General features: G+C 68.6%; 14 protein-coding genes. 13 read left to right on the forward strand and 1 reads right to left on the reverse strand.

The window, feature by feature from the left end:
* Positions 1–4: 4 nt before the first annotated feature.
* Positions 5–1,282: an amidohydrolase family protein gene (locus AACX88_RS12835; protein ID WP_339393331.1), complete on the reverse strand. Its 1,278-nt coding sequence runs from the start codon at positions 1,280–1,282 to the stop codon at positions 5–7.
* Positions 1,283–1,531: 249 nt separating this feature from the next.
* Between AACX88_RS12835 and AACX88_RS12840 the strand changes: the two genes are divergently transcribed.
* The 13 genes from AACX88_RS12840 (at position 1,532) to AACX88_RS12900 (ending at position 13,862) form a co-directional block, all read left to right on the forward strand.
* Entirely contained in the window at positions 1,532–2,770 is a 1,239-nt protein-coding gene (locus AACX88_RS12840; protein WP_339393332.1) for an MFS transporter, read from the forward strand.
* Positions 2,771–2,868: 98 nt separating this feature from the next.
* Positions 2,869–3,420 carry a hypoxanthine phosphoribosyltransferase gene (gene hpt, locus AACX88_RS12845; RefSeq protein ID WP_339393333.1) on the forward strand — a complete coding sequence of 184 codons (552 nt, stop codon included), beginning with the start codon at positions 2,869–2,871 and terminating at the stop codon, positions 3,418–3,420.
* Positions 3,421–3,576: 156 nt separating this feature from the next.
* A complete protein-coding gene (gene ftsH, locus AACX88_RS12850; protein ID WP_339393334.1) occupies positions 3,577–5,703 on the forward strand; it encodes an ATP-dependent zinc metalloprotease FtsH in 2,127 nt (708 codons plus the stop codon).
* Positions 5,703–6,317: a GTP cyclohydrolase I FolE gene (gene folE / locus AACX88_RS12855; RefSeq protein ID WP_339393335.1), complete on the forward strand. Its 615-nt coding sequence runs from the start codon at positions 5,703–5,705 to the stop codon at positions 6,315–6,317. Before ftsH ends, folE begins: the two co-directional genes overlap by 1 nt.
* A 3-nt stretch (positions 6,318–6,320) precedes the next feature.
* A complete protein-coding gene (folP, locus tag AACX88_RS12860; RefSeq protein ID WP_339393336.1) occupies positions 6,321–7,163 on the forward strand; it encodes a dihydropteroate synthase in 843 nt (280 codons plus the stop codon).
* Positions 7,160–8,056 (forward strand): 2-amino-4-hydroxy-6-hydroxymethyldihydropteridine diphosphokinase, encoded by an 897-nt coding sequence (folK, locus tag AACX88_RS12865; RefSeq protein ID WP_339393337.1) that lies wholly within the window; start codon positions 7,160–7,162, stop codon positions 8,054–8,056. The genes folP and folK overlap by 4 nt, the downstream gene beginning before the upstream one ends.
* Positions 8,057–8,092: 36 nt before the next feature.
* The gene (locus tag AACX88_RS12870; RefSeq protein ID WP_339393338.1) at positions 8,093–8,554 is read left to right on the forward strand and encodes a DUF3180 domain-containing protein; all 462 of its coding nucleotides are present in this window, start codon (positions 8,093–8,095) and stop codon (positions 8,552–8,554) included.
* Positions 8,551–9,021: a PH domain-containing protein gene (locus AACX88_RS12875; protein ID WP_339393339.1), complete on the forward strand. Its 471-nt coding sequence runs from the start codon at positions 8,551–8,553 to the stop codon at positions 9,019–9,021. Before AACX88_RS12870 ends, AACX88_RS12875 begins: the two co-directional genes overlap by 4 nt.
* A gap of 2 nt (positions 9,022–9,023) precedes the next feature.
* Entirely contained in the window at positions 9,024–10,754 is a 1,731-nt protein-coding gene (locus AACX88_RS12880; protein WP_339393340.1) for a PH domain-containing protein, read from the forward strand.
* Positions 10,751–11,641 carry a Rossmann-like and DUF2520 domain-containing protein gene (locus AACX88_RS12885; RefSeq protein WP_339393341.1) on the forward strand — a complete coding sequence of 297 codons (891 nt, stop codon included), beginning with the start codon at positions 10,751–10,753 and terminating at the stop codon, positions 11,639–11,641. The genes AACX88_RS12880 and AACX88_RS12885 overlap by 4 nt, the downstream gene beginning before the upstream one ends.
* Positions 11,642–11,736: 95 nt before the next feature.
* Positions 11,737–13,296, forward strand: a complete 1,560-nt coding sequence (lysS, locus tag AACX88_RS12890) for a lysine--tRNA ligase (RefSeq protein ID WP_339393342.1) — start codon at positions 11,737–11,739, stop codon at positions 13,294–13,296.
* Positions 13,297–13,300: 4 nt separating this feature from the next.
* Positions 13,301–13,561: a hypothetical protein gene (locus tag AACX88_RS12895; RefSeq protein ID WP_339393343.1), complete on the forward strand. Its 261-nt coding sequence runs from the start codon at positions 13,301–13,303 to the stop codon at positions 13,559–13,561.
* On the forward strand, positions 13,539–13,862 hold the full coding sequence (locus tag AACX88_RS12900) for a histone-like nucleoid-structuring protein Lsr2 (protein ID WP_339393344.1): 324 nt from the start codon (positions 13,539–13,541) through the stop codon (positions 13,860–13,862). Before AACX88_RS12895 ends, AACX88_RS12900 begins: the two co-directional genes overlap by 23 nt.
* Positions 13,863–14,242: the final 380 nt, after the last annotated feature.

The following is a 14,242-nucleotide window of genomic DNA, read 5'->3' on the forward strand; positions in this document are numbered from 1 at the left end:
GCGCTTACCGCACTCCGCCGAGCAGCTTTCCGCCGGAGGCGACGAGGCGACCGGCCTTGAACACGTCCCGGTCGACGGGGCAGTCCATGATCGCCGAGGTGACGGTGTCGGCATCGAGGAGCATGAAGTCCGCCGGTGCGCCGACACCGAGGCCGAACCTCGCATCCTCGACCAGCGCGGTGTGCTCGGGGCGGGCTCCGGCCATGACCTGCGCGCCTCCGCGCGAGGCGATGTCGAGACAGTGCTCGATGTCTTCGTCACGGCGGAAGCCGTTGGTGAACGCCAACTGCCAGGTCCGGCGCAGCAGATCGCCGTCGCCGTACGGACTCCAGTAGTCCCGCTGTCCGTCCTCGCCGAGGCCGATCGCCACCCGCTGCTCGCCGAGGATGTCCTGCGGCAGGCACCCCTTCTGCGGGGCCACCGTCGTCACGGAGATGCCCGCCTCGGCGAGGAGCTCCGCTAGGCCTCGAACCACCGGTTCGGGGTTCGTGTTCAGGGCGAAAGCATGGGAGATCGTCACCTTCCCCTGCAGGCCGAGCGCCGTGGTCCGGTGCGCGATCTCCTCGAACGAATACACCCCCGCAGTCCCGCCTTCGTGGAGGTGGATGTCGACCCCGGCGCCGTGCTTCTCGGCGAGGTCGAAGACGATGTCGAGGTGGGTCTTCGGGTCCCGGTCGTACTGGAGCGGGTCGAGGCCGCCGACGAGATCGGCACCTTCGCTCAGGGCCGCATCGAGGAGGTCCTTGACACCCCGCTCGCGCACGATCCCCGCCTGCGGGAACGCGACGATCTGCGAGTCGAGGACGTCGTTGTGGGCGGCCAGGGCATCCCGGACGCCTGCGAACCGTTCGAGGCCCGTGTCGGCGTCGACCTGGGCATGCGAGCGGATCCGCACCCCGCCCGAGGCGATGATCGCGGCGATCGCGAAGCTCGCCTGGTCGCGCACCGAACGCTCCCCGCTGCGCCAGTTCGCCCGGTCATTCATGATGTAGCCGTGCAGGGTGCCGTCGGCGGTGTGCGGACGGAAGGTCTGGCCCAGTCGGTTCGAATCGAGGTGGGCGTGGACGTCGCCGAGGCCGGGCATGAGGACTCGCCCTCGTCCCTCGACGACCTCGCCGGCAGGGGCAGTGCCCGACCCCGCCTCGCCAGACCCCGCACCACCCGAACGATCGGCTCCTGCCAGTGTGATCGCGGTGATGCGGCCCTCGTCGACGACGACGTCGACGGCCGACTCGTCGGGGCGGCGGGGAAAGATCCGGACATCGGCAAAGGTGGTCGTCATCGGCGATCTGCGCTTCCTGTGGGCAACGGTGGTCGAAGGGGCGGGCACGGATGGTCACCGCCCCGCTCCCGATGGTATACCATTGTGCGGTCGACCGGAACGGGCCGCCGGACACCACTCCGGGCACCGCGGCGGACACCGCGTCGAACACGACCCCGGCCACCACGCCAGGCGCCGCCCCGGAACCTGCCGCGGACCCCGCCGCGGACGGCGAAGCGGCGGCCGGGAGACGACTGAGAGGATGAGCGCATGACCACCACCCCTGGGACCGAGAATCCGCGCACGGGTCCTGGGCTCGACGTCCTCGCGCTCGTCTGCCTCATCCTCATCGCCTCGTCCCTGCGCCCCGCGGCCTCCTCCTTGGGCCCCGTGCTCGCCGAGGTGCAGGCCGCCTTCGGCCTCGCCGAATGGCAGACGGGCCTGCTCACCGCCCTGCCCGGACTGATCTTCGCCGGCTGCGGCTTCCTCGCCGTGCCCCTGCTGCGCCGGGCCGGCCTCTTCGCCTCACTCGCCCTCTCCTGCGCGCTCATCGCCGTGGGCATCGGCGCCCGCGTCCTCGTCGACTCCTCCCTGGCCTTCTCCGCCCTCACGGTCACCGCCCTGGCCGGAATGTCGCTCGGCAACGTCATCCTCCCCGTCTTCGTCAAGACCCGCTTCCCGCACCGCACCCACCTCGGCGCGACGACCTTCACCGTCTCCCTCGGCCTCGGCGCGATGGTCCCCGCCTTCCTCACCGCCCCGCTCGCCGAGCACTTCGACGACTGGCGGGTCGGCCTCGGCGCGTGGGTCCTCGTCCCGCTCGCGGCATTGGCGTCGTGGATCGTGCTGCGCGCCGCCGGCTCCGTGCCCGTGCTGCCACGACCGTCCCGTGACCCGCAGCAGGCACCCGCGCCGAGGCGGCACATCCATTCGACGGCGAAGGCGAAGTACATGGCGATGTTCTTCGGCCTCCAGTCCGTCAACGCCTACGTCCAGTTCGGGTGGCTGCCGCAGATCTACCGCGACGCCGGACTCGACCCTGTCGCCGCCGGCGTCATGCTCACGATCGTCACCCTCGGCGGACTGCCCGGCGGCTTCCTCGCCCCGCAGATCATCATGCGCGGACTCGCGCCCCGCTTCTTCCTCGTCTCCTTCTCCGTCAGCGCCGTCGCCGGCTACCTCGGACTGCTGCTGGCCCCCGCGAGCGCCCCCGTGCTCTGGGCGGTCCTGCTCTCCTACGGCGGCTTCGCCTTCCCCGCCGCGCTCGCCCTCATCACCAGCCGCACCCGCGAGGTCTCGATCACGGCGCGGACCTCCGCGTTCGTCCAGTCCACCGGCTACATCCTCGCCGCCCTCGGTCCGCTCGCCGTCGGCGCCCTGCTCGGGGTGAGCGGATCGTGGGCGCCGCCGCTGCTCCTCCTCATCGTCGTCTCCGCGCTCATGGGGCTCACCGGGTACCTCTCGGCCGCACCCGGCACCGTCGACGACGAACTCGCCGAGGCGGGGTGAGCGCTGAGATCCTCACTGGGGGAGCGCGGGTGGCTCGGCGGGAGGTCCGTCACCCATAATGGAGACACACCCGCCCCATATGAGGAGAATCGACCGCAGTGGACATCAACGATCTCGGCACAGACATCGAAGAAGTGCTCGTCTCGGAAGAACAGATAGCCGCCCGACTCGTTGAACTGGCAGCCGCCATCGATGAGGACTACAAGGACAAGGACATCCTCCTCGTCGGCGTCCTCAAGGGAGCGGTCATGGTCATGGCCGATCTCGCCCGTGCCCTTCACTCCCCGGTGACGATGGACTGGATGGCCGTGTCCTCATACGGTTCGGGCACGAAGTCCTCCGGCGTCGTGCGCATCCTCAAGGACCTCGACACCGACCTCACCGGACGCCACGTGCTCATCGTCGAAGACATCATCGACTCCGGGCTCACCTTGTCCTGGCTCGTCCAGAACCTCCGCTCGCGCGGTGCCGCCGACGTCGAGATCTGCACGATGCTGCGCAAGCCCGAAGCGGTCAAGGTCGACATCGACGTCAGGTACGTCGGCTTCGACGTGCCCAACGAGTTCGTCATCGGCTACGGCCTCGACTATGCGGAGAAGTACCGCAACGTCCCGTTCGTTGCGACCCTGGCCCAGCACGTCTACAGCTGAGCGCTGGCCGGACGTTCGCTCAGAGAAGAGCCGGGTGGGGAACAAAAGCGTGCGGATTCCCGCTATGTCATCGGTACGTACTAGGCTGTGGGGGATGCTCCCAGGCCGCTGCGGCGGCCTCAACGGGCTGTCGAGACTGAACTCCTGAGAGGACCTATGGCCGAGTCCAACAAGCGACGACCCCTGCTCAACAAGGCGACGAAGGGTCCCCTGATCTGGATCGTCATGGCGCTGCTGGTGGTGTCGATCGGAGCGCTGCTCTTCAGCCGTGCCGGCTTCAGCCAGATCGACACGGAGCAGGGACTCAAACTCCTCGCCGACGACAAGGTCGAGCAGGTCAAGATCGTCGACCGCGACCAGCGGGTCGATCTCACCCTCAAGGACGACCTGTCGATCGACGGCCAGGACTTCGGCAAGAAGGTCCAGTTCTACTACGTCGAACCGCGCGGCGACGAGGTCGTCAAGGCCGTGGCCGAGTCGAACCCGACGCAGGGCTACACCGACGAGGTGCCGCAGCAGAGCTGGCTGATGTCGCTGCTGGGCACCCTCATCCCGTTCGTCATCATCTTCGTCGTCTTCTGGTTCCTCATCTCGCAGATGAGCGGCGGGAAGATGATGAACTTCGGCAAGTCGAAGGCGAAGCTCGTCAACAAGGAGAACCCCGACGTCACGTTCAAGGACGTCGCCGGGGTCGACGAGGCCCTCGAGGAGCTCGAGGAGATCAAGGAGTTCCTCGCCGAACCGGAGAAGTTCAAGGCCGTGGGCGCGAAGATCCCCAAGGGCGTGCTCCTCTACGGTCAGCCCGGCACGGGAAAGACCCTGCTCGCGAAGGCCGTGGCCGGCGAGGCGGGAGTGCCGTTCTATTCGATCTCCGGCTCCGACTTCGTCGAGATGTACGTCGGCGTCGGCGCCTCCCGGGTGCGCGACCTCTTCGAACAGGCCAAGGCGAACGCGCCCTGCATCATCTTCATCGACGAGATCGACGCCGTCGGCCGCCAGCGCGGCGCCGGCATGGGCGGCGGCCACGACGAGCGCGAGCAGACGCTCAACCAGCTGCTCGTCGAGATGGACGGCTTCGACGTCAAGACCAACGTCATCCTCATCGCCGCGACCAACCGTCCCGACGTCCTCGACCCGGCACTGCTGCGTCCCGGCCGCTTCGACCGGCAGATCCCCGTCGAGGCGCCGGACATGAAGGGCCGGAAGAAGATCCTCGAAGTCCACGCCGAGGGCAAACCGCTCGCCCCCGACGTCGACCTCGGACAGATCGCCAAGCGCACCCCCGGCTTCTCCGGCGCCGACCTCGCCAACGTCCTCAACGAGGCGGCCCTGCTCACGGCCCGCGAGAACGCGAAGGTCATCGACAACCGCATCCTCGACGAGGCGATCGACCGTGTCATCGCAGGCCCCCAGAAGCGGACTCGCCTGATGAACGACAAGGAGCGCCTCGTCACCGCCTACCATGAGGGCGGTCACGCTCTCGTGGCGGCGGCGATGAACGACACCGACCCGGTGACGAAGGTGACGATCCTCCCGCGCGGCCGCGCCCTGGGCTACACGATGGTCCTGCCCAGTGAGGACAAGTACTCGACCACCCGCAACGAACTCCTCGACCAGCTCGCCTACGCGATGGGCGGGCGCGTCGCCGAGGAGGTCGTCTTCCACGACCCGACGACGGGGGCGAGCAACGACATCGAGAAGGCGACGAACATCGCCCGGAAGATGGTCACCCAGTACGGGATGAGCGAGAAGCTCGGCATGGTCAAGATCGGCGACGACCAGTCCGAGCCGTTCGCCGGCCGCGGCTACGGCGCCGGCGACGAATACGGGGACTCGACGCTCTCGGCGATCGACGCCGAGGTGCGCGAACTCATCGACACCGCCCACGCCGACGCCTACTGGGTGCTCACCCACAACCGCGACGTCCTCGACTCCCTGGCCTACCAGCTCCTCGAACGCGAGACCCTCGACCAGGCGGCGCTCGAGGCGATCTTCGCCGCCGTCGTCAAGCGCCCCCGCCGCGAAGTGTGGCTGGCCAACGACGAGCGTCCCGTCTCCGACCGCGGACCCATTGTCCCGCCCGCCCCCGTCGGCAACCGCGGCGACGGCGGCCATATGGGCGGCCCCGGTCCGGACACGACGGACATTCCCGGCTCCGGTCCCTCGGGCACCCATGGTCCCGATGTGCCGCACAACCCGCCGGGCCCGGTCGACCCGAACGGACCCACCGGTCCGTCCGGACCCAGTTCGGGACTGCCCACCGATGACCCAGGGAGCCGCTGATGACCGACTACGTGTTCAGCGACCTCGGCGAGGACGCTGAGGAGAAGCCCGCGATCGACCACGCACGCATCGCCGCCGCCGTGCGTGAGATCCTCTTCGCCGTCGGCGAGGACCCCGACCGCGAAGGCCTGCAGGAGACCCCGGCCCGGGTCGCCCGGGCGTATGAGGAGATCTTCGCCGGACTCCACCACGACCCGGCCGAGATCCTCTCCGTGACCTTCGACATCAGCCACGAGGAGATGGTCCTCGTGCGCGACATCGACCTCTACTCGATGTGCGAACACCACCTCGTGCCCTTCCACGGTGTTGCCCACGTCGGCTACATCCCGTCGAAGAACGGCAAGGTCACAGGCCTGTCGAAGCTCGCCCGCCTCGTCGAGATCTACGCCCGGCGTCCGCAGGTGCAGGAGCGGCTGACGAGCCAGATCGCCGATGCCCTCGTCCGCTACCTCGAACCGCAGGGCGCGATCGTCGTCGTCGAGGCCGAGCACCTGTGCATGACGATGCGCGGAGTCCGCAAGCCCGGTGCCTCGACGATCACCTCGGCGGTGCGGGGCCAGCTGCGCGAACCCGCGTCCCGGGCCGAAGCGATGAGCCTCATCCTCCGGGGCTGAACCGTGCCCACGCAGATCATGGGCGTCCTCAACGTCACGCCCGACTCCTTCTCCGACGGCGGCCGCTGGTTCGACCAGTCCGCCGCCATCGCCCACGGCCTCGAGCTGCGTGCTGCCGGCGCCGACATCATCGACATCGGCGGCGAATCGACCCGACCGGGAGCGGTCAGGGTCGACGAAGCCGAGGAGCTGCGCCGCGTCGTCCCCGTCGTCCGTGAGCTCGCCGGCGCAGGCGCCCTCATCAGCGTCGACACGATGCGGGCAAGCGTCGCCGCCGCGGCCATCGACGCGGGTGCCCACATCATCAACGACGTCTCCGCGGGACTCTCGGATCCCGGCATGCTCTCCGTCGCCGCGCAGACGCGCGTCCCGATCGTCCTCATGCACTGGCGCGGCTACCTCGACCGGGCCGATGAGACGTTCCACTACGACGATGTCGTCGCCGAGGTGATCGCCGAGTTGGGTGATCGCATCGACGTCGCCGTGTCCGCCGGCGTCGACCCCGCCGACATCATCGTCGACCCGGGCCTGGGGTTCTCGAAGAACGCCGAGCACAACTGGCAGCTCCTCGCCGGCCTCCACGCGTTCACCGTGTTCCCGCAGCGCCTCCTCGTCGCCGCGAGCCGCAAGCGCTTCATCGCCTCCCTCGTCTCACCGGAGGATCCCGGTCAGGCCGGGGAGCACGAGAAGGACGAAGCCACGGCAGTGATCTCCGCGTTCGCCGCGCAGGCGGGAGCGTGGGCGGTGCGCGTCCACGATCCGGCCGCCTCGGTGCTGGCGTGCCGGGTCGCCGAATCCATCGCCGACCACTCAGGCCCCGGCCCCTCACCGTGGAGCCTGCGATGACCGGGCGCCCGGACCGGATCGAACTGCGCGGACTGCGGGTGCGCGGCAACCACGGGGTCTTCGAGTTCGAGAAGCGTGAGGGCCAGGACTTCGTCGTCGATGTCGTCCTCCACACCTCGACGGCGAGAGCCGCCGCGACCGACGACATCGCCGAGACCATCCACTACGGGGAGCTCGCCGAGGACGTCGCGGCCATCATCGAGGGCACCACCTTCGACCTCATCGAAACCCTCGCCGAGGCGATCGCCGACCACTGCCTGAGCCTGACCGACCATGTCGAGGTCGTCGTCCACAAACCCAGCGCCCCCATCGCCCGCACGTTCTCCGACGTCTCGGTCACCGTCGAACGCGCCCGCAGCACCCCGGCACCAGCCGGCGTGGGGGAGTCGGGGCAGCCCGCGGTGGCCTACCTGTCCCTCGGGGCGAACCTCGGCGATGCCGCGGCCACCCTCGACGAGGCGGTCGCCGCCCTCGAGCGGCATCCGCGCATCAGCGTGCGCGCCCGCTCCTCCCTCTACCGCACCGCACCGTGGGGCGGGGTCGACCAGGACGACTTCCACAACCTCGGCGTCCTCGTCGAGACCACCCTGCCGCCGGCCCAGCTGCTCGCCGTGTGCCAGGGCATCGAGCTCGCGTGCGGACGCACCCGGGAGCTGCGCTGGGGACCCCGGACCCTCGACATCGACCTCATCGCCTTCACGGCAGACGGCGTCGATCAGGTCAGCGACACCCCGGAGCTCACCCTGCCGCACCCGCGCGCCCACGAGCGGGCCTTCGTCCTCGCCCCGTGGGCCGAGATCGCCCCGGACACCGTCGTCACCACCCCGGAGGGACCGCGCCCGATCGCCGAGGCCCTCGCGGCAGTGGCCGATCAGGCCATCGACCGCGTCTGACCTGCACGAGCGCCCCCGATCTGCAAGACTGGGAGCATGCAGAGAACCACCTCGGGCACACTCGTCATCTGGGCGGTGGCCGGCACCCTGCTCGGCGTGCTCGTCGACGTGCTGCTGGAGTCCCAGGGCTTCGCCCTGCCCGGTCAGCCGTGGTTCGCGATCATCGGCATGCTCATCCTCGCAGTCGTCCTCCTCGTCCTCGGCTACCCGATCAAACGGTGGAACGACGGCGACCGGACCAGGGAGATCGACCCCCTGCAGGCCGCCCGTGTCGCCGTGATGGCCAAGACCAGCGCCCTGACCGGCGCTGGATTGGCCGGCTGGTACCTCGGCAACGCCGGGTACTACTTCCTCTCCGCCCCCGGCATCCGCGACGACCTCGCTGCGGGCATGCTGCTCGCGGCAGCCGCGGCGGCGGCCCTGATGATCGTCGGCATCATCGTCGAAGGATTCTGCATGCTCCCACCCGACGACCCTTCAGGAGCCGAAGCCGCATGAACGACATCGTCTACACCCGCGTCAGCCCGAAGTACTGGCGCAAGGAGACCGTCGCCTCCCTGCTCTTCTTCCTCCCGCTCATCGCCGCAGGCATCGTCCTTGCGGTGCTCTTCCCCTCCCAGTGGTGGCTGCACCTGGCCTGGGCTGCGATCCTCGCCTGGGCGGTCGTCTACCTCGTCATCCTCTACCGGCAGGCGAAGGTCATCGGCTATGCCGAACGCGACGACGACCTCCTCATCCGTCGCGGCATCCTCTTCCGCCGCACCACCGTCGTCCCCTACGGCCGCCTCCAGTTCGTCGACGTCGACTCCGGTCCCATCGACCGCATGTTCGGCCTGGCCACCGTCAAACTCCACACCGCCTCGGCGGCCACCGATGCCACCATCCCCGGCCTGCCCCGCGCCGATGCCGACCGCCTCCGCGACAGCCTCGCCGGTCTCGGTCAGGCGAACCTGGCAGGTCTGTGACCGTGGCCTCCGATCCTCAGATCCCCGCCGAGGCGACCGCCGCCGAGGACTGGCACCGCGTCAACCCGCTCACGCCCGTCCTCGACAGCTTCGGCATCATCGTCGTCATCATCGTCGCCGGCGGCTATGCGGCGCAGAACTTCATCCAACAGGCGATCAGCGATCTCGCCACCGGCGACAGCGTCGACCTCTCGTTCGCCGCATGGCTCGGCTCCCACCGGCTCGTCGTCCTCGCCGTCATCGGCGGACTCCTCCTCATCATCGCCCTCGGCGCCCTCTACAGCTGGCTCGCGTGGCGGGTCATGGGCTACCGCGTCGACGCCGAGGCGATCTACGCCCGCTCGGGGTTGCTGGCGAAGAAGATGCGCAAGGCCCGCCTCGACCGCGTCCAGTCCATCGACCTCCAGCAGAAGCTGCTGCCGAGGCTCCTCGGCCTCGCCGAACTCGTCTTCGACGTCGCCGGCGGCAAGGGCTCGAACGTGTCGCTGAAGTACCTGAGCCGGAGGAAGGCCGACGCCCTGCGCGACGAACTCCTCGCAGCCGTCCGGGAGGTCAAGCAGGGAACCGGCAGCCCGACTCCCGGTGGCCAGGCCATCGAGGACCGCCTCGGCGGGGAGGCACCGGAACCGGAGGAGACGACCGTCGAGGAGCAGACCCTCGACCTCTCCGCACCCGAACGCGCCGGTGACAGCATCGGGGTGCGCCTGAGCAAGAGGCTGAGCACGCTCGCCGGGGACGCCCTCGGCGAGGCGGAGGAGAGCCTGACGGACATGCTCGCCCCCTACGGTGTCGCCCCGAAGCTGAGCCAGGAGGGCGAGATCATCCGCGTGCCCGTCCACCGGGTCATCATCGCCTCGATGCTCAAGACCGACTTCCTCATCGGCGTCCTCGTCTTCCTCGCCGTCATCATCGCAGCGATCGTCCTCTTCGTCTCCGGGCTGCGCGAGGCAGCGGTGCCGATGCTGTTCGGCGTCCTGCCCGCGGGCATCGCCTCGTTCGCCGCGGTGCGCAAGAACCTCGAGAACGCGAACTTCGTCGTCCGCCTCACCGACTCGGGCCTCGCCGTCAGCCACGGCCTCGTCTCCACCTCGCGCAAGGTCATCCCGCTCGACCGGGTGCAGGCCGTGTGCCTCCATCAGCCGCTGCTGTGGCGTCGTCCCGGATGGTGGACCGCCGAATTCAACATCGCCAGCGCGGGCGACGCGGGGGAGTCGAACCTGCTCCTGCCCGTCGGGGACATCGACCAGGCGCTGACGATGATCGGCCTCGCCCTGCCGCAGCCGGCGGCCGAGGACGGGGTGAGCGCCCGCAGCCTCATCCTCTCCGCGATGTACGCCTCCGACTCACCCGACCCCGAGGCAGCCCGCGCGGAGGCTGCGTTCCATCCGCAGCCGCGGTCCTCCCGCGTCATCGACCCGCTCGTGTGGAAGCGCCGCGCCTTTGCCCTGACCGAGTCCCTCCTCGTCCTGCGCCTGGGCCGGATCGAACGCCGCGTCGACTTCGTCCCGCACGAACGCGTGCAGTCGATGGAGTACCGGCAGGGACCCGTGCAGCGCGCCCTCGGACTCGCCTCCGTCGCCGTGCACTCCACTGCGGGACCCATCAAGCCCCAGGTCACCCATCAGGGCGCCGAGGCTGCCCGCCGCTTCTTCGATGAGCACGCCGAGCGCACCCGTCTCGCCCGGCAGCGCTACGACGAACAGCGTCGGGCGGGAACGGGGATCGAGTCATGAGCACACCCGAGGCGCCCCGTCTGGGGATCGGCATCATCGGCGCAGGCAAGGCCGGTGCCGTCGTCGGTGCGGCCTGGCGTGCGGCCGGGCACGCGATCATCGGAGTCAGCGCCACCTCGGCGGCGAGCCTGGCGAGGGCCGAGGAGATGCTGCCCGGGGTGCCGGTCCTCCCACCGGAGACGATCGCCGAACGCGCCGAACTCCTCCTCCTCGCCGTGCCCGACGACGAGATCGGCTCCCTCGTGGCCGGACTCGCAGCCTTGGGACGCATCCACCCCGGGCAGATCGTCATCCACCTGGCCGGACGCTACGGCACCGACATCCTCGAACCGGCCACCGGCCTCGGCGCCCTGCCCATCGCCCTGCACCCGTCCCTGTCGTTCACCGGCACCGCCCTCGACCTGCCGCGACTGCGGCAGGCCACGGTCGCCGTCACCGCGCCCGGACCGATCCGCCCGGTCGGGGAGGCCCTCGTCGTCGAGATGGGCGCCGAGCCGATCGAGATCGCCGAGGCCGACCGGCCGCTCTACCACGCCGCGATCACGCACGCCTCGAACCACTCGATCACGATCATCTCCGAAGCCCTCGACATGCTCACCGAAGCCGGCGTCGACGACCCATCCCGCGTGCTCACCGCGCTCGTCGACGCGAGTGTCGCCAACACCCTGCAGAACGGGGCGAAGGCGCTCACCGGTCCCGTCAGCCGCGGTGACGTCGGGACGCTGGCCGCCCACCTGGCCGCCCTGAGCGAATACAGCCTCAGCGTGTCCAGCCCGGCCACGCGCAACAGCTACATCGCGCTCGCCCGGTCGACGACGGCGAAGGCGCTGGCCCTGGGCCGGATCACCGAAGCCCAGGCCCAGGAGATCCTCGCCCTCCTGGACTGAGAGCGACTGAGACTGGCCGCGACCGACTGAGACGGGGGTCTCTGTCCGGGCGTACGAATTCCCCCGCAGGCCCGGCTGGCGGTAGCCTTGATCCCATGGCAGAAACTGAGTCGATCGTCCCCGAAACCGCTGAGAACTCCCCGGAGCACCTCGATCCGGAGCAGATCCGGATCCGGAAGGACAAGCGGCAGCGGATGCTGGACGCCGACACCGAGGCCTACCCTGTCTCCGTGCCCCGCACCCACACTCTCGCGCAGGTGCACGCAGCCCATCCCGATCTCGAAGCCGGAGACGAGACCGACGAGGTCGTCGGCGTCGTCGGCCGCGTCGTCTTCGTCCGCACCACTGGCAAGCTCGCCTTCGTCACCCTCCAGTCCGGTGACGGCACCCGCCTGCAGGGCATGCTCTCACTGCGCGAGGTCGGCGAGGACCGACTCGCGGACTTCAAGTCCGATGTCGACCTCGGCGACTTCGTCTTCCTCCACGGTCGGGTCATCAAGTCCAAGCGCGGCGAGCTCTCCGTGCTCGCCGACGCATGGGAGATGGCCTCGAAGGCGCTGCGCCCCCTGCCGGGCCTGCACACCGAACTCGCCGAGGACACCCGTGTGCGCCAGCGCTATCTCGACCTCATCACCCGGGAGTCCGCGCGGGAGACCATGCGCACCCGCGCCGAGGTGATGGCCTCGCTGCGTCGCACCTTCGCCGCGCAGGACTTCATCGAGATCGAGACCCCGATGCTCCAGGTCATGCACGGGGGAGCGGCGGCCCGTCCGTTCAAGACCCACATGAACGCCTACGACATCGACATGTACCTGCGCATCGCACCCGAGCTCTTCCTCAAGCGCGCGATCGTCGGCGGCATCGAGAACGTCTTCGAGATCAACCGCAACTTCCGCAACGAGGGCGCGGACTCGACGCATTCGCCGGAGTTCGCGATGCTCGAGGCCTACCAGTCCTACGGCGACTACCATTCGATCGCGGAGCTGACGAAGACGCTCGTTCAGAACGCAGCCCAGGATGCGACCGGCTCTCTGCTCGTCACCCTCGACGACGGCAGCGAATACGACTTCGGCGGGGACTGGCCGGTCGTGAGCATGTACGAGACCCTCTCGGCCGAGTCCGGCGTCGAGGTCACCCCGCTGACCGGGATCGCCGAACTCGAGCAGATCGCTGCGGACAACGACGTCGACCTCGGCGGAGTCTTCCGCTCGCACGGCAAATACGTCGAAGAGCTGTGGGAGCACTTCTACAAGGACAAGCTCTGGGCCCCGACCTTCGTCACCGACTTCCCCGTCGACACCTCACCGCTCGTGCGCGAACACCGTGACAAGCCCGGCGTCGTCGAGAAGTGGGACCTCTACGTGCGCGGCTTCGAACTCGCCACCGGCTACTCGGAGCTCGTCGACCCCGTCATCCAGCGGGAGCGCTTCGAAGCCCAGGCCGCCGACGCCGCCCGCGGCGACGATGAGGCGATGGGCCTCGACGAGGAGTACCTCACCGCGATGGAGCACGGAATGCCTCCGACGGGCGGAATGGGGATGGGCCTCGACCGCCTGCTCATGGCCCTGACCGGGTTGGGCATTCGAGAAACGATTCTCTTCCCCTTCACCAAACCGATCGCCGCAGCGAATTCGGAATCCCGAGAGGAAGGCTGAGCCCGTGCTCGACCTCATCAAAGCCCTGCTTCCCTCGATATGCGTGGGATTGCTGTTCTGGTACGTGATGCGCAACATTGTCCGCGCAGATCGTCGGGAACGGGAGCAGATCGAGAAATTCTATTCCGAGCACGAAATCTCCGAGAGAGATAACACGGAATTGGACGATAAAGCGGAATCAGATGTTATGCTTACACCCGTAAAGTCTTCTGAACACGAAAAGGGTGAACATGGCACGGGAGATGCGACTCGTCCTCACGGATGATTTCGACGGCTCGGAAGCAGCGGAAACCGTTCGCTTCAGCCTCGACCAGGGCACATATGAACTCGAGCTCTCGACGAAGAATGCCGAAGAGCTGCGTGAGACCTTTGCCCCGTACATCGCCAAGGCACGCCGCGTAGCCAACCCGGGCTCGCGCGGACGCCGCGGAGGATCGTCGAATTCCGGACCCAAGCGCGATACCGCCAAGATTCGCGAATGGGCACAGGAGAACGGTTACCAGCTCGGTGACCGCGGACGCATTCCGCAGGAGATCGTGCAGGCATACGAAGCCGCCGGCAACTGAAAAGGTATGTGAGCCGACGCCGCTGAACAGGCGGCGCAGCGCGCACGAACCGAAAGAGACCACCGCGGGGTCGACGATGTGATCGTCGGCCCCGCGGTGTGCTGTTTGCGACGCAAATGCCCGATTCGGTCCGTCCCGCTATTCAGGATCGACGAAATGGGGAATATCCGAGTCCGTCAAACAGTTCTTGTGAGAAGTCTGAGTTCGGTAGCTTGAATAGAGCCTGTCTTCACGGATTACCACCGGGTAAATCGGCTCATCGCAGTTGAGGGTGTAGTCGGGGTCTGAATCCGCCGGCCTCGAGTAGAGATCGGGCGATGTAGTGGGTGAGGTTGCGGAAGCCGAGGGCGGAGCCGCGGAGGTGTTCGAGTCGGCCGTTG

Origin of the sequence: Brevibacterium metallidurans, from assembly GCF_037101285.1 — a bacterium.
GTDB classification, from domain to species: domain Bacteria; phylum Actinomycetota; class Actinomycetes; order Actinomycetales; family Brevibacteriaceae; genus Brevibacterium; species Brevibacterium metallidurans.